13 protein-coding genes and 1 pseudogene are annotated in these 20,450 nt (G+C 48.2%); 3 read left to right on the top strand and 11 right to left on the bottom strand.

The features are described from left to right. Window positions 1–43 precede the first annotated feature (43 nt). The 3 genes from ACFPFU_RS13790 to rpsT form a co-directional block, all read right to left on the bottom strand. On the bottom strand, window positions 44–661 hold the full coding sequence (locus ACFPFU_RS13790; RefSeq protein ID WP_377065349.1) for a DUF1684 domain-containing protein: 618 nt from the start codon (window positions 659–661) through the stop codon (window positions 44–46). A 2-nt stretch (window positions 662–663) separates the two neighbouring features. Next, entirely contained in the window at window positions 664–1,359 is a 696-nt protein-coding gene (gene radC, locus ACFPFU_RS13795; RefSeq protein ID WP_377065350.1) for a RadC family protein, read from the bottom strand. A gap of 183 nt (window positions 1,360–1,542) precedes the next feature. After that, window positions 1,543–1,794, bottom strand: coding sequence for a 30S ribosomal protein S20 (rpsT, locus tag ACFPFU_RS13800; protein ID WP_377065351.1), 252 nt, complete (start codon window positions 1,792–1,794; stop codon window positions 1,543–1,545). 225 nt (window positions 1,795–2,019) lie between these two features. Between rpsT and ACFPFU_RS13805 the strand changes: the two are divergent. After that, window positions 2,020–2,890, top strand: a pseudogene (locus tag ACFPFU_RS13805) (zinc dependent phospholipase C family protein); the annotation flags it as partial. Window positions 2,891–2,988: 98 nt separating this feature from the next. Here the strand turns inward: ACFPFU_RS13805 and ACFPFU_RS13810 are convergent. Both ACFPFU_RS13810 and ettA read right to left on the bottom strand, forming a co-directional pair. Continuing rightward, a complete protein-coding gene (locus ACFPFU_RS13810) occupies window positions 2,989–4,320 on the bottom strand; it encodes a pyridoxal phosphate-dependent aminotransferase (RefSeq protein ID WP_377065352.1) in 1,332 nt (443 codons plus the stop codon). 113 nt (window positions 4,321–4,433) lie between these two features. Then, window positions 4,434–6,113: an energy-dependent translational throttle protein EttA gene (gene ettA / locus ACFPFU_RS13815; RefSeq protein ID WP_377065353.1), complete on the bottom strand. Its 1,680-nt coding sequence runs from the start codon at window positions 6,111–6,113 to the stop codon at window positions 4,434–4,436. A 140-nt stretch (window positions 6,114–6,253) separates the two neighbouring features. Here ettA and ACFPFU_RS13820 point away from each other — a divergent pair, with 140 nt between their 5' ends. Both ACFPFU_RS13820 and ACFPFU_RS13825 read left to right on the top strand, forming a co-directional pair. Beyond that, window positions 6,254–7,504 carry a DUF349 domain-containing protein gene (locus ACFPFU_RS13820; protein WP_377065493.1) on the top strand — a complete coding sequence of 417 codons (1,251 nt, stop codon included), beginning with the start codon at window positions 6,254–6,256 and terminating at the stop codon, window positions 7,502–7,504. A 77-nt stretch (window positions 7,505–7,581) separates the two neighbouring features. Continuing rightward, on the top strand, window positions 7,582–7,803 hold the full coding sequence (locus tag ACFPFU_RS13825; protein WP_010855875.1) for a DUF2795 domain-containing protein: 222 nt from the start codon (window positions 7,582–7,584) through the stop codon (window positions 7,801–7,803). Between the two features lie 61 nt (window positions 7,804–7,864). Here ACFPFU_RS13825 and ACFPFU_RS13830 read toward each other — a convergent pair whose 3' ends face one another. The 6 genes from ACFPFU_RS13830 to ACFPFU_RS13855 form a co-directional block, all read right to left on the bottom strand. Beyond that, the gene (locus ACFPFU_RS13830) at window positions 7,865–8,602 is read right to left on the bottom strand and encodes a LytR/AlgR family response regulator transcription factor (RefSeq protein ID WP_377065354.1); all 738 of its coding nucleotides are present in this window, start codon (window positions 8,600–8,602) and stop codon (window positions 7,865–7,867) included. Beyond that, window positions 8,599–9,630 carry a sensor histidine kinase gene (locus ACFPFU_RS13835; RefSeq protein ID WP_377065355.1) on the bottom strand — a complete coding sequence of 344 codons (1,032 nt, stop codon included), beginning with the start codon at window positions 9,628–9,630 and terminating at the stop codon, window positions 8,599–8,601. The genes ACFPFU_RS13830 and ACFPFU_RS13835 overlap by 4 nt, the downstream gene beginning before the upstream one ends. A 23-nt stretch (window positions 9,631–9,653) precedes the next feature. After that, window positions 9,654–10,409: a LiaF transmembrane domain-containing protein gene (locus ACFPFU_RS13840; protein ID WP_377065356.1), complete on the bottom strand. Its 756-nt coding sequence runs from the start codon at window positions 10,407–10,409 to the stop codon at window positions 9,654–9,656. Between the two features lie 117 nt (window positions 10,410–10,526). Beyond that, entirely contained in the window at window positions 10,527–11,210 is a 684-nt protein-coding gene (locus tag ACFPFU_RS13845) for a 2-C-methyl-D-erythritol 4-phosphate cytidylyltransferase (RefSeq protein ID WP_377065357.1), read from the bottom strand. A 187-nt stretch (window positions 11,211–11,397) separates the two neighbouring features. Further along, a complete protein-coding gene (locus ACFPFU_RS13850; protein WP_377065358.1) occupies window positions 11,398–12,363 on the bottom strand; it encodes a PorP/SprF family type IX secretion system membrane protein in 966 nt (321 codons plus the stop codon). Window positions 12,364–12,438: 75 nt separating this feature from the next. Next, complete coding sequence (locus ACFPFU_RS13855; RefSeq protein WP_377065359.1) at window positions 12,439–20,421, bottom strand: MBG domain-containing protein; 7,983 nt, start codon at window positions 20,419–20,421, stop codon at window positions 12,439–12,441. Window positions 20,422–20,450 lie beyond the last annotated feature (29 nt).

Raw genomic sequence — 20,450 nt, forward strand, 5'->3', positions numbered from 1 at the left:
TGACTAAGGCACAAATTTACTATAAATGCCCTGTACCTAAAGGTTATTTTATGTAATTTTTCTCCCCTGCCAAAATAGGGACATCCAACACGTTTTCCTTTGGGGGAAGCGGACAGGCATAGTCCGGGTTGTACGCACAATAGGGGTTGTAGGCCAAATTAAAATCAATGGTAACAGAATTCTGCCCGTCTTGTCTGAGATTGATGTACCTCCCTCCTCCATAAGTAACATCGCCACTGGTGGCATCAGCAAATGCCAGGAAAAAATTCCGGCTATCCTTTTCATCCGCTGCCTGTAGCAACAACAGACGCAAAATGCGCCCTTCCAACTCAAACTCCGCAAATGAATGCCGGATATATCTCTCCACCGACCCGTCGGTCATCGGCAACTCCAGCATTCTCCGGTTTTGTGCCGGCACCATTCTGGCTTTCACCTTGTAGACAGGGTCAACCGGAAAAAACTCAAGTTGATCCAACTCGGACTTTTGCTCGCCGGTCAGCGGAGAATCTGCGTTGAACTTAAGAAATTTAAACTGTCTTTCCCGTTCTTCTTCAATTCTTTCCCGGTATTGCTCGGGGCTCTCCCCACCGGATAAGGTATACAATAAAGAACCCAATACCACCAAGACTATCAATACCCATACAATGTTTTTCTGATTCATTTTCATATCATTCCTTCATCAGCGAAGCTAAAATAGCCAAGATCTGTGAAAATAACATGGTCCAGTACGGGAAGCTCGAGATTTTTGCCCACCAGACAAAGTTTTTTGGTCAGGCTGATGTCGGAGGCGGACGGTTTCAAATTGCCGGAGGGGTGGTTATGGACCAAAATCAATGCACTGGCGAGGTTCTCCATGGCATACTTGAATATCAGTTTTGGGTCGGCGATGGTGGCAGAAGTACCGCCCTGACTGATCAGCTGCTTTTTGATTACCTGGTTGTTTCTGTTCAATAACAGTGCATAAAAATACTCTATGCTCTCATCCAGAAGTTCTCCTCTCATCAGTTCATACACATCTCCCGAACAACTTATTTTTATCTTTTTTTGCGGATCTGCCGTTTTTCTCCTTCTTCCCAGCTCCAATGCACTCACGATACTTATCGCCTTTGCTTCCCCGATCCCCTTAAATTTTTTAAGATCGTTGACAGACATCCTGGCCAACCGGGCCAGATCGTTGTCGACACTGTGGAGAATGTGTTTCGCCAGATCCACAGCGCTAAGCGAACGGGAACCCGATCCTATTAAAATGGCAATCAATTCTGCGTCGGATAAATTCCCTTTGCCCCGCAGCAATAGTTTTTCTCTTGGTCTGTCTTCCTCCGCCAATGCAGAGATACGAATTGAAATATAGTCTTCCATAATAAAAAATTCAGAAAAGTTCTATCTATACATAAAGGTAACTGTCTGCCCAAAATTGAAAATTCAGAACGCCAATTCCATTTTGCTCCCCATCTGGAACGACTTAAAAATAAAAAAATCAAAGCCAAAAAAAAACTCCGCGAAAAGCGGAGTCCAATATTTTTATACAATAAGCTTCGTTGATTACAGGGAATTAACCAGCTTAGCGAGACTTGACTTTTTGTTGGCAGCGTTATTTTTATGTATGATATTCTTTTTAGCCAATTTGTCCAACATAGAAGAAACTTCCTTGTACAGTTCCTGAGCTTCTTCCTTATCGTGCGTATTTCTCAGTCTTTTGATAAAAGTTCTGGTAGTTTTGGCTTGATACCTGTTTCTCAACCTTTTGGCTTCATTAGCACGAATTCTCTTTAAAGCCGATTTGTGATTTGCCATATTGTATTTTTAACTTAGTGTCTTTTTAAATCCCTGCGAATTAGAAGCGCAAATTTAACGGTTTTATTTTTAACTACAAAAAATTTCTTCATTAATGCTTTCCATAAGCCATCATGCCCTACAAAAATGAAGAAAAAACGGTGTATTACAAACACAAACTATTTCAGAAAGGCAAAAAAAATTATAAATTACCTTGGTAATTAAGTTTTTAAATCTGAAATCATAATGAAATACCTTTTTTTGATAATATGCTTTTTCACGATGGGGTCACAGGAGACCATGGCCTGGGGTTTTTATGCTCACAAAAAAATAAACCGGCAAGCCGTATTTTCCCTGCCTCCTGAAATGATCGGTTTTTTTAAAGAAAACATTCAATACATCACGGAGAATGCTGTCAACCCCGACAGAAGGAGATATGCGGTAAAAGGAGAAGCAGAGAAGCATTTTATTGATGTGGACGCTTATGGGGACAGTGCGTTGTATCACCTTCCCCGCTATTGGCAGACAGCTGTACAACATTTCGGGGAAGACAGCCTTAGAAGTTTCGGGATTGGCCCCTGGAGCGCTTATCAAACCTTCCTCCAGCTTACCAGAGCTTTTGAGCGGAAAGACAAGAACGCCATTTTAAGGCTTGCGGCAGATCTGGGTCATTACCTCGGTGATATCAATGTCCCATTGCATACCACCAAAAATTACAACGGCCAGCTGACCGGGCAACACGGGATACATGGTTTTTGGGAAAGCAGGGTTCCTGAGGTCTTTGCAGAGGAGTATGATTTCTTTGTAGGCAAAGCCATTTACATGCAGGAACCCCAACTGGCTATATGGGAATCGGTCAGCCAGGCGCATCATGCTTTGGACAGTGTCCTGGGTTTTGAAAAAACGCTGACGTTAAAATTTCCCGAAGATAAAAAATACAGCTATGAAGAAAGGGGAAATATAAATGTACGGGTTTATTCCAAGCCCTTCACCCTGGCCTATCATCGAATGCTGGGAGGTCAGGTGGAACGTCAAATGCGCAAATCGATCAAAATGATTGCGGATTTCTGGTATACAGCCTGGGTGAATGCCGGCCAACCTGATTTGGACAGCCTATCTTCGGACAAAGACGCGCCTTCACCTGAAGAAGATGAACAAGACATCCAGCCCAGTGAAGAACTGAAGCATCTAAGGGAACATGAGGGACTTGTCCGCCTAAAAGTGGACCGGAGCTTTGCTGGAAGATTTCAGGTAGGCATTGATACTTCTGGCCAGGCGTTCGAAGGTGTCTCTGAAAACGTCCTCATTTTCCTCCAGCAAGGTCACCCTGAATCCTCTTAAATCAGAGCAAAAAGAACTCACAGGCACCACGCATATCCGTTCGGCCGCCAGTAAATTATATACAAACCGCTTGTCATGCGGCATTTCTTTCTCCTGTAACCACAGGTTTAAAAAACCCTGTATTCTTGGATCCTCCACCGGAAGAAACTGGGTTTCATCCAGCAGACCTTCCTCAAAGGTTATGGTATTGTAAAAAGCTCCCTTGGTCTTGTTAAACCTGATCCCTTTGACAGGTCCCAAAATCTCCTCCATGATGCGGCTTCGCCGGCCTATCTTTTCATTGGCTTCTTTTCTGTATTCGGCATATTCAGGATGGCTCATGATTTTGGGAATGGCCAATTGGGGCAGGGTGGTAGAACAGACTTCGATCATTTTGGCGTTTTCCAAAGTAATACACAACTTGGAGAATTCCTTGGAAACGTTTTTGTTGTAAAACTCCATCCATCCGCACCTCGAACCCGGCCAGGGGAATTCCTTGGAGATCCCTTTCAGGGAAATCCCGGGAAGGTCATCGCCCAGTATCTCGGACAAGCCAATGGCTTCAAAACCATTATAGGTGATATTCTGGTAAATCTCATCCGCAATCAAAAGCAAACGGAATTCACGAGCGATTTCCACAAAGCGGTCCAGTACCTCCCTGGGATAAACCATACCCGTAGGATTGTCGGGATTAATGATAAGGATTCCCACGATAGAGGGGTTGTATTTCACCTTATTATAAAGATCATCCATATCCGGATACCAATTGTTGTCCGGATCAAGATTATAGGTAATCGGGCTGGTATTGGCATGGGCAGCCTCAGCGGAACTGTGGGTGGAATAAGCCGGGGAAGGGCCGATAATCCTGGCAGTGGGAATCAAAAACTGATAAAGTTTGGCGATGCCATCGCCCAAGCCGTTAAAAAACAAAATATCATCTGCAGTAATCTGCACCCCACCTTTTTGGTTGTTGATGCGTGCAAGATATTCCCTGGTTTCCAGCATGCCTTTGCTATCCGCATAACCGTAGCTATGGTCATCCTGAACCAATTCGGCCACGATCTCCTTCATCCAGCCCGGTATGGTATTGCTTTTCTGTATGGGGTCCCCAATATTTTCCCAGGTGATGCCATAACCCAGGTTTTCTATCATCCTGGCTTTTTTTACAATACCCCTGATCTCATAATTCAATTCCTCAGCGCCAGGCCTTAACAGCAACTGTCTCATAATTTACCTTCTTCTATACAATCAGTATTTACTAAATGCAAAGAAACAAAAAAGAGCAATAATCACTCAGAATTTTATCTGAAAAGAGCAATAAAACTGCAAATTTCACAACGCTATTTCAGTTTTTTATACTTGATGCGTTTGGGGGTAATGTCCCCCAATCTTTTTTTCTTGTTTTCTTCGTAATCGGAAAAATTACCTTCAAACCAATATACCGATGAATTTCCCTCAAATGCCAAAATGTGGGTACAGATCCTGTCCAAAAACCACCGGTCGTGGGAAATGATCACCGCACAGCCTCCGAAATTTTCCAAAGCCTCCTCCAGCGCCCGGAGCGTATTCACATCCAGGTCGTTGGTAGGTTCATCCAAAAGCAGAAGGTTTCCGCCTTTTTTCAGTGTCAGGGCCAGGTGTACCCTGTTTCTCTCCCCTCCGGATAATATCCCTACCTTTTTTTCCTGGTCAGAACCTGCAAAGTTAAATTTACTTACATAGGCCCTTGCATTTACTTCTTTGTTGCCCAGCCGGACAAATTCATTGCCGCCGGATATCATTTCATATACCGACTTATCGGCATCCAAAATATCATGCTCCTGATCCACATAGGCTATCTCCACGGTCTCTCCGACTTCAAAATGCCCCGCATCAGGCGCTTCGCTGCCCGTTATCAGCTTAAACAGGGTGGATTTGCCGGCACCGTTTGGACCTATTACCCCGACAATCCCCCCCTGAGGAAGGGAAAAAGAGAGGTCATCAAAAAGCAGGTTGTCCCCATAGCCTTTGGAGACCCCGTTTACCTCAATGACTTTTGAACCGAGCCTGGGTCCAGGGGGAATATACAGTTCCAATTTGGATTCTTTTTCTTTGGATTCCTCACTTACCAGCTTTTCATAGGCGTTGAGTCTTGCCTTGCCCTTGGACTGCTTTGCCTTGGGGGACATCCGGATCCATTCCAGCTCCCTTTCCAGGGTTTTCTGTCTTTTGGACTCGGTCTTTTCTTCCTTTTTCAGGCGCTCCTGTTTTTGCTCCAACCAGCTGGAATAATTTCCTTTCCAGGGGATTCCTTCGCCTCGGTCCAGTTCCAATATCCATCCCGCCACGTTGTCCAGAAAGTACCGGTCATGGGTTACGGCGATAACCGTTCCTTTATAGTTCTTCAGGTGTTGCTCCAACCAGTGCACCGATTCTGCATCCAGGTGGTTGGTCGGCTCATCCAGCAAAAGCACATCGGGTTCCTGCAACAAAAGGCGGCACAACGCCACCCTTCTTTTTTCCCCACCAGAAAGGTTTTTGATGACCGCCTCACCCGGAGGGAGTCTAAGCGCATCCATGGCCTTGTCCAGCATCACATCCAATTCCCAGGCATTACAGGCATCCAGCTTTTCCTGCACTTCCCCTTGCTGTTGGATCAATTTATCCATGGCTTCAGGATCTTCCATGACAGCGGGATCCATAAATTTTTCATTGATGGCCTCAAATTCCTTCAAAAGGCCGATTGTACTTGCCACCGCTTCCTCCACCACCTCTTTGACTGTCTTATCCTGATCAAGTTCAGGCTCCTGCTCCAACATCCCTACGCTATAGCCGGGAGACCAGACCACTTCTCCCAAGAAATCCTTGTCTTTGCCCGCGATGATCCTTAACAAAGAACTTTTCCCGGATCCGTTGAGACCCAGCACACCTATTTTGGCACCATAAAAAAACGACAGATAAATATCCTTCAAAATTTTCTTTTGAGGGGGGTATATTTTTGAGACCCCGGCCATAGAAAAAATTATTTTTTCATTACTCATAGCAGACCTTCTTTTATTCCTGTTATTTTTAAACGACAAAGATGGTAAAAAATCACCTTTCTTAGGATAAATGGAGCATAATTAATTAATTTGCAAAAAAGACAAAAAACCACTTGAAAGTACAACCAACCTATCTGATCATGACGGAACATCCCTATGGATATATAAAAGAAAACAAGGTCTATTTAAAAGGATTTTTGGGCCAGGAAGACCGGATTATCGGCGAAGTAAAAGAAGATGAGGCTTCTACGATAAAATATTTTGAAGACCGCTTTGAGGTCCTCCGGCAAAAAGTGGACACCCTAAAAAAAAACATCCAAGAAAACCAGAATAAAGGGTCTTTTCTTATGAAACTGATCCATCTGAAAGACTCCATGATGAAGTATGATGCCTTGGGGGATTTCCCTTCGCTGATCGAAGAGTTGGAATTGCAGGAGAAATACCTGGAAGAAATCATACAGGCCAACAGGTTACGGAATCTGGAAATCAAAAAAGGACTTATCCTGGAGGCAGAGGCCCTGCAGAACAGTACGGACTGGAAAGAAACTTCTGAAGCTTTCAAAAACCTGAAGTTACGGTGGTTAAAAACCGGTCCGGTCGAAAAAGAACAGGAAGAGGAAATAGAAAATGCTTTCCAGGCAGCGCTGGACACTTTTTACACCAACCGGAAGCATTATTTTGAAGACATGGCCATACAGGCCGAAAAAAACATTAAAGTATACGAAGGTTTGCTGGACCAAGCCCGGAAGGCCCATGACCTCCCGGATGTGAAACTGGCTTTTGAAATCAGCAAGCGGATCCAAAAGGAATGGAAAGCCTCGGGAAGGGTCCCTGCCGATAAAAGGCAGCCCTTATGGGATGAGTTTTCAAAACTGAACAACAGGATCTTCAGCAAGTATAAAAGAATGGCTCAAAATACGCCAAAAATCAGTCCAGGGCTGATGATCAAAAAAATGGAGCGTATGGTCCAGGAAATGAAAATGCTTTCGGAAGGCCCTATTAATCAGGACAAACTTGCGGAGGCCAAAAAACTGCAGGCGGAGTGGAAAAAACTGCCCCCAAAAAAACCCAGAAATGCGCAACAAAGTATGAGGTCCTTCGTATTCTTTGCAGACATCGTTTTTGAAAAATCTTTCTTGGAAAAACTCTGTCTTTCCAAATATAGTGATTTTGAAAACAAGGAACCTTCCGAGCAAAAGCAGATAAAGGCAGGACTCCTCAAGGACCTGATCAACCGGGATCAGAGAGAATTGGAAACCGTAAAAGAAAACGCGGAGAATTTCAGATCACACGAGGAAGGTTTTGAAACCATAATGAGAAGGAAATTAGGGGCCTATAAAAGAAAAGTAGATGTTAAAAATCATATATTAAAAGAACTTACAAACAATTGATTCGTAAACATTTAAGTTTTAAAAAGAATTTATATTTTTGCATCCCACTAACAGGGACAATAAAATTTGTGTAGACTATGTATTGGACTTTAGAACTTGCCTCCTATTTGGAAGACGCACCGTGGCCTGCCACTAAAGATGAATTAATTGACTTTGCTATCCGTTCAGGCGCACCTTTGGAAGTCGTGGAAAACCTCCAGGAATTAGAGGACGATGGCGAACCTTATGAAAACATTGAAGAAATCTGGCCGGACTATCCTACGAAAGACGATTTCTTCTTTAACGAAGACGAATATTGATTTTTATCCCTCCTTAGCAGGAAAAAGCCACTAAGGAGGGGTTCCCCATGGGGCTCCCGCTTTAAATCCCCAATACTGCTTTTAATCTCCCTATACCACTCTTACTTACAGGAAGCACTTTCCCGTTTTTCAGCACGACCACCTGACTGTCTTTTTGATAAGACTCTATTTTGGTGATTTCACTTACATTCACAATATAGGATCTGTGAATCCTGACAAAATCATTTGGGTCCAAAGAATTTTCAAAAAAATTCATAGTGGATAACTTGAGGTACTCTTTCTCCGCGGTGTGGATGCTGACATAATCCCCATCTGAGGAAAAATAATGAATATCCAAAACCGGAACGATGTGAATGTGATGAGCGATCTTGACCACCACCCTCTCCAACTGCCCTTCTCCCACAAACCTGTTTTCCAGCAGCTTTTGGCCAGTGGCAATGCTGCTTCCAGTTTGTTTGGCCACCCGCTCAACCGCCTCCCACAGCCTCTCCTTGGTAAACGGTTTCAACAAATAATCCACTGCATGGATTTCAAAAGCCTTAATCGCAAATTCATCAAAAGCGGTGGTGAAAATGACAGGGGGCGGGTTATCCACCAACTCGAGCATCTCAAATCCGTTGATCTTTGGCATTTGTATGTCCAAAAAAATCAGATCAGGCTTTGTTTCAGAAATCCCTTTGAGACCGGAAAAGCCATCATGGTATTTGCCCACCACTTCCACACCCGGATGGTCTATCAGGTATTCCTCTATAAGCTGTAAAGCCAGCGGCTCATCATCTATGGCAACACATCGGATCATTTTGGCTGGGGGATTTTCATACTTACTGTAAAATTATCATTATCTTTTTTATAGTGAAGCAGGTCCTTTCTCCCAAACAGCAAATAAAGCCTTCTCTCCACGCTTTCCAAACCAAAACCGACTCCTCTGGGACCACCGCTTTGCTGGCTGCAAGGGTTGGTGATGACAATGACAAAATAATTGCCTTCTTTTTTTGCCGTGAATTCAATCAATATATCCCCTGTGACACCATAAAGCCCATGCTTAATCGCGTTTTCCACTAAAGGCTGGATCAAAAGAGGCGGCACCATCAAATCCCCTACCCCCTCTTCCATGTTAAAACGGAAATCCAAGCGGTGACCAAATCTCACCTTTTCAATGGAAAGGTATTGGGATATGATTTTGTATTCTTCATCTACCCTCTCCCACTTCATAGGGTCTTTCTTTAGACTAGCCCGAAAAAAATCAGCCAGCTCCTGCAACATTAATCTTGCTTTTTTGGGATCACTTCCCAAAAGTGCCGAAATGGAATTCAGGCTGTTGAAAAGAAAATGGGGCTGCAACTGCTGGCGGAGATAAAACAGCTCTGCGTCCTTGGAAAGTTTCCGGCTCATTTCGCCAAGCTGCTGCTGGTTCCACCCCTTTTCAAAGTTTTTTATCAGCAGCATAAAAATCGCAACACAATAGAGGAGCAAAAACATGATGCCTAGCCTGGCAGGTATGGATTTCTCATAAAAAACAAAAAATACCGCATTGGTGTCCAATATTCCTCTAGCCAACCATTTTCCCCCAAACACAAGCAGAACGGACACAACCAAAGAAAACAGCAATGCCGGCCAGGCATTTATTTTGGAGGGAGGATAATAGTGAAGCATATTGACCAGTAAAAACAACCCTAAGACAAGTTGAATGACAAAAAAACCGGCATCCGCCACACCGGTTTTCCATGACTGCCCATAGTACATGGCTATAAATGTGGCCGAGCCAAACACCAGCAAGAGGAAAAAAAGGATGTCTCTTTTACTAAAAGGTATTTTGTGCCATTCCATGGACGCTTGAAAACAAATTGGTTTTAATAAGAAGTGATCTCTATCCCGCCAAAGACCACAGATCCTGTGATGACCAATCTCTTATCCGGATCCACTGTTCCCTGTTGCACGTAACGTTTGTCTTCTACACCGGCCGCCACGTTGTTCAAGCTGGTCTGCACATCCCAGTGAGCCGGAACAAGCAATTTCAAGCCACCGAAAACCACAGACACGTTGATAACCGCTTGCTTTTCAATATCCGCGTGAAGAAAATCGATATCCGTGCCTCCGAAAACAGTGCTCACTTCCCCTCCTTGAAAGTTTTTCGAGATCACCTTCCGCTTGATGCCACAAAAAATGGCCTCCACATTCAAAAAATCGGAATCATCGTCCTTGCTTTTTTCCTTACCAGGTTTTCCCGTCCTTATCTTTCGTTCCCAACGGTCGTAATTCCCCTCCCAATCTTTCCAGTCAATATCCAGTTTCTTCTTCCTTCTGAAAAGGATATACAGGCCTAAAAAGATAAGCGCAGCGGGAAGCAAATAAGGGCCTATTTCTATAGGTAAATTCATCTTGTCCTTAAGAAGAAAATAGCCACCGACAAGGAGCAGGATCACCGCTCCAAAATTCTGAAACCCATTCTTGATTCCCGTATACAGCCCTATGACGATCAATATCATGGGCCATGTAAAAAGCCAATAGGGCAAAAAGTCCCCCATTTCCTTTAATAAGAGCAAGGCTCCTATCAAAAGGATAAGAACCCCTAACATTTGGTTGCCGCTTCTGATTCTTCTGCTCATTGTTTTGCTTTTTTATATAACGATACCAAATTACACCGGAACTTCCTTTTCAAAAAGTGTAATTCTCTGAACAGCCCATAAAAATCGGTGAATCCCCGTTTTCCCTCGCTGAAAAAATCAGGTTTTTTCTCTCGTGGAAAGTAAAAACTCCGCATAGGCCAAATCCTCCGGAGTGGTGATCTTGATGTTTTCCGGATTGCCGGGGATCAGGGATACCTGCCAACCCTGATGTTCATAAACCGTGGCGTCATCTGTAAAATAGTATCTTTCCTCTGTATCAAACGCCTGCTTGATTTTGTCCAGGCGAAACGTCTGAGGGGTCTGCACCAACCTGAAATACTCCCTTTCCTGGTAAAAAGATTTGCCGTCATCCGTCACCTTGCGGATAGAGTCCTTTAAAGGCACCACCGTGATGGCGCTTCCTGTCTTTTCAGCTTCCTGATAGCTCTTTTCAATCACTTCCTCTTTGACAAACGGCCTTACACCATCATGAATGGCCACCAGCCCGTCAGAAGAAGGGATGGCTTCCAGTCCGTTTTTCACGGATTGAAACCTTGAATGTCCTCCTTTTACCAAGCTGTGGGGAACCGAAAAAAGATGCTTCCCGCACAGTTCCTTCCAAAAATCAAAATCCTTCTCAGGAAGCACCAGAATCAGATTGATTGCCGGATTCCCGCGATAAAACACATTCAGGGTATGCATCAAAACGGGAAGACCATTCAATGAAAGGTATTGCTTGGGTAGGGTTGCTCCCATACGGGTCCCCGCTCCCCCGGCCACGATGATGGCGTGTTTCTTCATTGCTTCAAATCGGTTCGGTCCCTTTGTGTAAACTGCTGGACCAAAATTAATAAATTTGTCCGACCGCCGATGTTGTTGTCCGACAAATTCCCTATTTTACTCCAAAAACCCATACTGCGGCATAGAAAGGCAACTTGGATGTACGGGGGTTAAACCGGGACCGGTCAAGGCGTATCTTGCTACTCGCCTACCAAATCAGCACTTCATCCTCAGTCCTCCGTTCATTGGAACGGAACAGGTTAAACACCGCCGTAAACTCGTGCGTGGTGTTCGGAAGCAGGTAGGAGCCTATAGACGGCAGCTCGTAAATATACCCCACCCTGAAACGGTCCAGCACCAGCCCCAACTGGAAGTTGTTCGCGTAGTCCCGCCGGTGGCCCGCCCCCAGCCAGAGACGGTCCAGCATCAGCACCTTCAGGTTCAGCTCCGTGTTGTCCGGCAGATCGGCCTGCATCCGCTGCATGAAGTTCAGGATCACCGAAAAGTCCTTCGACAGCGCCTGGCGGAAGCCCGCCTGCACGATGTGTGTCACAGGCTTCCGGTCCATGAACACGTCTCCTGACTGGATTGCACCCCGGTTCACGTTGTGCGCCCCATACGAAAGGTAGTAGTTCCGGTGTGTCAGCGCCAGACCCAGGTTGAAGTCCAGGATATGCATGTCCGCAAAGCTGTTCAGGTAGCGTCCCAGCACCGGGTCGCCCGCCTGCTCCGGCGTCATCGCGTTTCCATCCAGACGCACCGTATTATAGTTCACGCCGGCACCCAGCCGCAGGTTAGTGTTCGCGTCCAGCCTTATCCTGGAGGCGTAGCTCGCGATCAGCTCCGTGTCCACAAAGGTCCCGTAGCGGTCGTGGAGCAGGCTGATCCCAACCGCGTTTTTGCTCAACAGCGCAGCGTCAGCGTCCCCCGACAGCTCCCCGAAGTCCAGTTCCGCCGACAGGAAGTATGTCCCCGGTGCACCCTCGAAACCCGCCCACTGGTTCCTTACGAAGGCCCGTGCCGTCGATCCTTCATAGCCTGTCAGGCCGGGGTTGTAGTAATTCTGGAAATGGCTGAACTGGCTGATATATTTCCTCGACTGGCCTTCCGCTACGCGGATCATGCCAACGGCGCAGATCAGGACGGTGACGGCTACTGTATATATGCGTTTCATCTTTAGTTATGGTTATTCGTCATTGATAATTGGGTTATTTGACCACTTCTTGATACTTGGGTACGCTGTACTCACCTACTCCCGGATCACTGTCAAAAAGCCCCGTCTGCTCTGGCCTTGCTCACGGACCTCCACCACGTAGTAGTAGGTGCCGACTGGAACATCCCGGCCTTCGAAAGTGCCGTCCCACCGTACGTCTGGATCTTCCGTGTAGAACACCCGCTTACCGCTGCGCTCAAACACCGAGATCCGGACCCCACTGTGGAAACGCAGCTCGTTGATCCCCCAACTGTCGTTCAGCCCGTCACCGTTTGGCGTGAAGCTGTTGTGGATCATTATCTCCTGCAGGCCTGTTCGCTCGCGCTCCAGCTCCAGCACCCGGTCCAGTTCGTTGCCGTCGCGGTCCGTCACCCGGAGTCTAACACGGAACACCGTCCTGCCCTCGGCCCGGTCCGCACTGCTCCAGTACAGACGGCCGTCATGCACCTCAAAGTAGCGGTTATCCGCGCCGTCGCCCAGCAATTCAATCCGGTGAAAATCATCCCATTCGTCCACCACCACCAACTCACCGATCTCAAAGAAAAACCGTGTAGCCTCCGGTGCGAAGACCGGGTTGTCAATGTACAGGTCTGTTGGTCGGGGCTTCGGAAGTACCGTCAGCACAAAACTGCTGCCCAGTCCGTCCGGATTCAGGATACCTTCTTCCAACTGCAGCCTGCCGGTCACCCTGTAGCTGCCCCTGGCATGGATGTCCATGCCTGCCGTTTCCCAGAGGACCGGTACCTCAAAAAAGCCTCCTCCCTGATCTACGGCCACTATCTGGGCGGGAAGCTCGGGCATGGTCCCCCATGGTGTCTCCAGGTCCGCGGGGTCCATGATCATGGATATCGCCGCCCCAATGATCCTGAAATCCGCTCCCATGAATTCTATCGCATAGTTATTCCCGGCCGTGAGTGTGCCTATCCCTATCGCATATTCACCCGCCGACTCACCCGGTTCCCTTGCCAGTACGCCCGACAGGATATGTTCATCGTCCCCTGCCACAAAGCCCTCGGCATGGTATGCAAACACCGGATCGGGATCCCCGTACAGCTTGGTCTGCCCTTCATGGGCCGTCACCGCCAATGGGGCTTTGGTAACCGTCAGGCTCCCCGGCCGGTAGGTGATGTCATAATTATTATCAGCCGCGCCAGACAGGGTGATCGGATATATACCTATGCCCGAGTTGGCGGTGGCCGTTGTGGCTATACCCGGTTGAACAGCCGTTCCCTTGTCCCCGGGGACAAGGTCCTCGTATACAAAAGTCAGCTCGGGATTGTCCCCACCATAAACCTTGGTTTTGTCCTCCGCCCTGATGGTCAGAGGCGCTTTCGCAACCGTCAGGCTACCCGGCTGGTAGGTGATGTTGTAATTGCCGGAAGTAAAGCCTCCCGGTTCGATCATGTAGCTGCCCACGTCTACGGCGCCCTGTGCGCTGCCTTGATAGCTTAACGCACCGTCCAGCACGCTTTCGTCCTCGCCATTCACAAAGCCGCTGTAGCTGACACCGTTGCCACCACTGTAGGGCTCGCCGTCGTAAATTTTGCTTTGATTCAGTGCCGTGACGGTCAATGGGGCCCGGGATACCTGAACGGTAAAGCGGATGTCCGTGGCCGGGTTAAAGTTGCTGTCACCCCGCTGGCTGGCCGTAATGGTCGCTGTACCCGCTCCTGCGACGGTCACCTTGCCGTCCGTAGCTACGGCGGCAACCGATGTGTTGCTGCTCGCGTAGGTCACAGGCAATCCGGAAGTCGCCTGTGCACTGCCATCCAAAGGGGAAGCCCCGTAGGTAACATTGACTGTGCCGCCTGCCGTACGGGCATTAAAGATCAGCACATTACCGCCCGAGGGTACGACGGTCAGCGTCCCCGGCACATAGGCAATCAGGTAATTGTCCGCCGTCAATCCATCCGGCACGATGGCGTAGCTGCCCGTCTCGGTCGCACCCTGGGAACTGCCGCCGTAGGTCAGTACGCCGTCTAGCACCGTTTCGTCATCTCCGTTCACAAAACCACTGTAGCTGACGCCGCTGCCACCGCTGAAGGGCTGGGCGTCATAGACTTTTGTGGCGTCATTGGCCGTTACCGTAAGCGGTGCAGGTTGTACTTCAAGGTTAAAGCTGATGGGGTCTGCCGGGGCATAATTGACATTGCCCGCCTGGGTAGCCTTAATGGTCGTAGTGCCTACACCTGTGATCTGTACATTGCCGTCCACATCAACGGTAGCTACAGTCGCATCGCTACTTGCATAACTTACTATAAGGCCGGAAGAGGCCGTCGCAGCCCCGTTGATAATTCCGCCCCCATAGATGCGCTGCACCGTTGTCCCTACTGTCTGGGCATTGAAGATCAACTCATTCACTTCACTCCGGGAAATCGTCAGCGTGCCGCTTTCAAAGGTAATGGCGTAATTCTCAGAGCTTAGTCCTTCCGGTATGATCCCGTAGGCACCCACATCCGTCGCGCCCTGCGCATCACCACTATAGGTCAATATACCGGTAAGCACGGTTTCATCTTCTCCATTGACAAAACCACTATAGCTAACCCCATTGCCACCACTATAGGGCAGCCCATCATAAATTTTGAACTGGTGATTTGCTGTAACGGTCAGGGTGGCTTGCAACACTTCCAGGTTAAAACTGATAGGATCCGCGGGCGCATAATTGGTGTCTCCTGCTTGGGTAGCCGTAATGGTGGTCACACCCACACCTGTGATCTGTACATTGCCATCTGCGTCAACGGTAGCTACGGTAGTATCGCCACTTTCATAATTTACTATAAGACCCGAAGAGGCCGTCGCCGCCCCGTTGATAATTCCGCCCCCATAGATGCGCTGCACCGTTGTCCCTACTGTCTGGGCATTGAAGATCAACTCATTCACTTCACTCTGGGAAATGGTCAGCGTACCGCTTTCAAAGGTAATGGCGTAATTCTCAGAACTCAGCCCTTCCGGTATGATCCCGTAGGTACCCACATCCGTCGCGCCCTGCGCATCGCCACTATAGGTCAATGTACCGGTAAGCACGGATTCATCTTCTCCATTGACAAAACCACTATAGCTAACCCCATTGCCGCCTGTGAATGGCTCACCGTCATACACTCCAGTAGCATCATTTGCCGTAATCGTCAATAGAGCTTTTTCTACAGTCAGTGTAAATTCCACATCCGCAGCAGGGAGATAATTATCATCACCAGCCTGAGAGGCAGTGATGGTGGCTGTGCCGGCCCCCACTATGCTGATCTGTCCCTCCACAATCTCTGCTACAGCCATATTGGCACTGCTATAGGTCAGTGGTAAGCCGCTATCACTGCTGCCATGGGTAAAGGCTTCGTCTCCATAGGTTTTGGTGATATTTTCGGCGGTAATGGTCTGGGGCTCATGTTGCACCTCATAGGCCCCCATATCGATGGTGCCGCCTACCAGGCGAGGGTTATCGGCCAGATCCAGATCGTTTTCCAAGTCGCCCACTTGCTCGTAACGGACATTGTCTCCGGCATTGATGGCGGGGCTGGTGACCCTCAGGTGCAAATACTCACCGTGCTCCGGATCTTCACTGACGAACTGCGGACTGATCGCGGTTCCATCCAGGTTGTTTGGCCCGTCACCCGTCAAATCCATCCCCTCTACCAGGCTGTGGGCATACGATGCAGGGCCGCCTACCTGTGGATCATTCGTGGCACTGTTGCCCCAGATGATACTGTTTCGGACAAATGCTTCAGCGTTGGATTCACTGTATATTGCGCCGCCATTATTGTTTGCCGTGTTTCCATGCATGGACACATTGGTTAACAAGGAGGTAGTTTCTGAGTCGTTACCTATCCCGCCTCCATTATTATTTGCACTATTGCCACTAAACGTGACGTTGGTCAGTTCGGGATTGCTATGATCCGAATTATACATTCCACCACCGTTATTTGCCTCATTGCTGCTGAAGACAACATTACTCAATATGGGACTACTTTGACTTACATTATGCATCCCTCCGCCGCTTCCGTTTGCGGTGTTCCCGGAAAAGGTAACCTTGGTCAGTTTGGGAGCGCTGTTGGAAAAGTTATGCATCCCGCCCCCATTATTATTTGCACTATTGCCACTGAAGGTGACATTGGTCAGTTTGGGGCTACTGCTGAAGATATTAGCCATTCCACCACCGGTGTTTGACTCATTGTTACTGAAGACAACATTGATCAAAGTGGGGTTTTTTGATGAGCTAAACATTCCACCGCCAAAGTTCGCCGACGAGTTGCCCCTGATGATCAGGTTGACGAACGTGGCCGACCCGGAACTGTTGTATATTCCGCCTCCATCGAAGTTCATGGTGCTTCCGTTTGCCTTCCCGCCGGTAATGGTAAAGCCGTCCAGCACGGCGGTATCTTCCGCCCCGGAGCCGGTGACTACGTGGTAGGAGTTGTCTCCCTGAATTTGCGTTACATCGGTGATGATGCCGTCGATGTCGTTGTCATTTTCGTCGATGTCGCCGCTTAGTATCGTAACATTTTGCTCCCAGTCCCGGGCTTCGAGGCCGGTTTCTGTACCGTCAAAGCCGCCGTATATTTCCACCCCGCTGACGAGCCGGAAGGTGGCATGGCGGTCGGTGGGATCACCGGTGGGCAGGTACTTGCCTGCGGCTACCCAGATCTGAAGGGTACCATTTGTGGAAGCATCCCAGCTTTGTGCCCAAGAGAGGGCAGTGTGCAATTCGGTGATGGCATTGGCCCAGGAATCGCCCATTTGGCTACCTCCGGGGACGTTTTGATCCACATAAAGGACGTTGTCAGCATTGGGCCGGATAGTATGGATGATGATATTCTCAGTACTTCCCACGTTGTCCAGGGTAAGCAACGCGTCATTGCCCGCCGCATCCCTCAGGGTGCCGCCATTGAGCTGAATGGCACCCTCCAACTCGATACCGTCCAAGTCCAGGTCCTCATCCTGTACGGTATAGCTGAACATCAGCGCACTGCCGCCGCTGCCACCCGTATAGCCGGCCTGTCGTGTGGTGCTGCCGATCACTATACCCAGGTAAGGCGTGCCGCCCGTCGTGTTCACCGTTACGTTTTCATCATAGTTCACCGTAAACTCCAGCGTGCTGCCGCTCTCGTAGGTGCCGTCGGAGGGAACGGCGACACTGCTGATGGCCGGCGGGAAAGATTGAAATTCGTAGGTATTATCTCCTGACTCAAATTCCTCAGACAGGGTTGCCCCATTCACAACATAGGCGTCATCGGTAAAACCCGGCCCGTTAATGTTAAATGAAATCACCAGGGGGTCTGTATTATCTTCATTTACCCCGGCCACCACGTCAGCAATCAGGAAATAGTATTGAAATTGGACATTGGCTCCCCCTGTGAAATCCTGGTCAGCCACTGTAAACCTGAGCTCTCCGGCATCATATACAGGGTTTTCCGCAACTACATTGGTGGCGTGGTTGGCTTCGTTATAGGAGGTCGCCGTGCCGCTGCTTACCAGCCTGATGTTTTCAATTTTACCGGCCGGATCTTCATTGATCTGAAACGTAATATCCGTAAACGAAAAACTTCCAAAATACGAGAATCCAACACCGATTAACGCCTGGTTTTGAGAGCCGCCTTCCAGCGTTCCGCTGTTCAGTCCGCCTCCGGGACTGGAAAGGCCTATGGTCGGGTTAATCGTTATTTCATCGGTTTGAGTGGTATAACCTGTAGGCACATCCGTAAAAACAATACGTGTGACACCAGAGGAGAAAAAGCCAAGGTCCGATGCAGTCAAAGAGCCATCAGAAATCGCATTATGGTCCGGTGTATTTCTCTGCGCGATGTTGGCAGTATTGGAAACCACAAAATCCGTACTTGTAAATCGCTTGCTCCAATTTCCATTTGCGTCTACCGCTTGTACTGTAGCTGCCTGATCAAATGGAAAATACGCATTGGCATCTGCTGACGGCTGTGTAGTTACGGCCAAATCCGTGGCGGTTACCACCACTTCATTGTCAGTACCTGATGTGGAAATGGTTTCCGTCGTGCGGATGCCGCTGGAACTGGGGGCGGTTTCAATATCCACACCGGGAGTGACCTCAAATCCAAAGTGGCTGCCGTCCATGTTTTCATCCAGGCCGCCGTCCACGGTCTCCTTCAGCCAAATATAGAGTTCATACCCTTTGCTTGCCCCATTTTGAATCCCACCGGTTCTGTTCGTGGCTTGGTCAAATCCTGAGAATTCAATCCGGTCTGCAAAAATATCAACACCGGTATAGTCGGAGCGCCCGTCGCTGTCTACCAGCACTGCACCCGCCAGTATTTGGGTCCAATCGTCAAAATCATCGGTATCTGACTTTCTGATGGTCAGCTTATCCAGTAGCAGATCGGCTCCATCGGTCCCTTCATCTTCAAGGGTAAGGCCCATCACAAAAGTAGCCTCTCCCTGAGAATTGGCAACGGAAGATATGGCGGTACCGGCGGCATCAAGAGATACATCTACTTCATCATCGGGTGGCAAGGTAGAAAACGATACCGAAATGGCGTCTGATGTTCTGTAATGGGCCGTGGCATGATTTGTACCACTTCTGTTGAAAGGAATGACCGTTACGGTATACTGGGTACCTGCATTTAGTCCGCCAAGTACGATGTCGGGGCCTGATACCTCTTCAGCTTCAGCAGGCGGAGCCTGACCGTTTTGAACTGATGAAATATTTGCCGGTACAGTACCCTGGTTGACGTACACCAGGTAGCCCGAGGTGTTGGATGGAGCATCCCATTCAAGGCTAAGCTCCGATTGGGATTGCGGGTCACTACTAAGCTGGAGATTGGCAGCCGGGCCGCCTGGCAACGTGGACAGGGTATATACGTTATTGACAGTCCCTACCTCTATATAACTATTGGTATGCGATTGGCCATCGAATTGATTCAGGGCGTAGAATGTAAAATCGTAAGCTGTAGCAGGTGATAACGATGTAAAGGAGGTTTGTTGGGGGCTACCACTTGAAATAACATTGCTGGTCCCAAAAATAGGCCCTCCTCCATTTGGAGGGGTTGAATGACTTCCTCTGAATATTCTAAGACTCACCCAATCTTCCAAATCACTTGAGTCCCAATTGAGTGTGATAAAAGACTGGTTTGGTGTGGTTACTATATCCTGTATGGAACCACTGGCTTCAGGGGCCAATGTATATCTGTTGGTATTGACTTGAATGTTGTAGTTGTAGGTTTCGGGGTTGCTACCGTTCCAATTTGCGGAACCAAGCTTGAGGTCGTATCTGCCTGGAGCCAGCCCGTCGAATGTAACGGAGAGGGTTCCGGGGCCAGTATTAACACTACCCACAACAAAGCCTTGTGCTGCCGGAGCCACTCCATTCTCCACGGTGAAATCATCTCCATAAGGAACCGCAAAACCCACAAAGTGCTCGTTGGATCCGGGGGAGGGCGATCCATCAGTCGTGGCGTTAACTACGATCTGATCAAAATCGCTGGTGAAGGATGAAATACTGTTTATTTGGAGTGGCTCCGGCACATCCGTATTCCCTGTGAAGCTGTCGATATTGGTATTGAAAAAATCCGTGGAGCTTATCCGTACTTCGTCCACGGTAATATTCCCTAGGGACAGTGTGGCGCTTGCGCCGGTAGCAACTGTCTGAGAGCTTCCCACGACAGTACCACCCTTGTATCCCTGAACGGTTACCGTTTCCCCAGCCGTATTGTTAATAAATATGCTGGTAAAAATAAAGTCTGCCCGGTCTTGTCTGGAAATGGTAACCCGCTCTTCCGTTCCTGTATTGAAAATACTTGATCCCAAATTTATCGAAGGAGTATCTCCTTCACCGAACTGGTTTTCCCAGGCAAAGTCACCACCGTCTCCCTCATTCGTAAATTCAAAAACAAACACTTCTCCTCCCAGGGTTCTGGTAAAACTGGTGGCAGGGGAAGGGCTTATTGGAGTATCAAATGTTTCATTGAAGGTAGTCTGGCCCAGGGTCTGGGACAGGCTAGCGCATAATACCGGCAAAAGCAGCAGCCATTTTGGAAGGGCAGCCGGGTAAAAATGTTTCATATCTCAAAAGATTACTATTGACTTTATTT

It is taken from the genome of Negadavirga shengliensis (assembly GCF_042652345.1).
Taxonomy (GTDB): domain Bacteria; phylum Bacteroidota; class Bacteroidia; order Cytophagales; family Cyclobacteriaceae; genus Negadavirga; species Negadavirga shengliensis.

What these genes read in the sequence shown, in the direction of transcription:
- ACFPFU_RS13790 (WP_377065349.1), bottom strand. Translation starts at nt 661, where the DNA reads ATGAATCAGAAAAACATTGTATGGGTATTGATAGTCTTGGTGGTATTG.
- radC (WP_377065350.1), bottom strand. Translation starts at nt 1,359, where the DNA reads ATGGAAGACTATATTTCAATTCGTATCTCTGCATTGGCGGAGGAAGAC.
- rpsT (WP_377065351.1), bottom strand. Translation starts at nt 1,794, where the DNA reads ATGGCAAATCACAAATCGGCTTTAAAGAGAATTCGTGCTAATGAAGCC.
- ACFPFU_RS13810 (WP_377065352.1), bottom strand. Translation starts at nt 4,320, where the DNA reads ATGAGACAGTTGCTGTTAAGGCCTGGCGCTGAGGAATTGAATTATGAG.
- ettA (WP_377065353.1), bottom strand. Translation starts at nt 6,113, where the DNA reads ATGAGTAATGAAAAAATAATTTTTTCTATGGCCGGGGTCTCAAAAATA.
- ACFPFU_RS13820 (WP_377065493.1), top strand. Translation starts at nt 6,254, where the DNA reads ATGACGGAACATCCCTATGGATATATAAAAGAAAACAAGGTCTATTTA.
- ACFPFU_RS13825 (WP_010855875.1), top strand. Translation starts at nt 7,582, where the DNA reads ATGTATTGGACTTTAGAACTTGCCTCCTATTTGGAAGACGCACCGTGG.
- ACFPFU_RS13830 (WP_377065354.1), bottom strand. Translation starts at nt 8,602, where the DNA reads ATGATCCGATGTGTTGCCATAGATGATGAGCCGCTGGCTTTACAGCTT.
- ACFPFU_RS13835 (WP_377065355.1), bottom strand. Translation starts at nt 9,630, where the DNA reads ATGGAATGGCACAAAATACCTTTTAGTAAAAGAGACATCCTTTTTTTC.
- ACFPFU_RS13840 (WP_377065356.1), bottom strand. Translation starts at nt 10,409, where the DNA reads ATGAGCAGAAGAATCAGAAGCGGCAACCAAATGTTAGGGGTTCTTATC.
- ACFPFU_RS13845 (WP_377065357.1), bottom strand. Translation starts at nt 11,210, where the DNA reads ATGAAGAAACACGCCATCATCGTGGCCGGGGGAGCGGGGACCCGTATG.
- ACFPFU_RS13850 (WP_377065358.1), bottom strand. Translation starts at nt 12,363, where the DNA reads ATGAAACGCATATATACAGTAGCCGTCACCGTCCTGATCTGCGCCGTT.
- ACFPFU_RS13855 (WP_377065359.1), bottom strand. Translation starts at nt 20,421, where the DNA reads ATGAAACATTTTTACCCGGCTGCCCTTCCAAAATGGCTGCTGCTTTTG.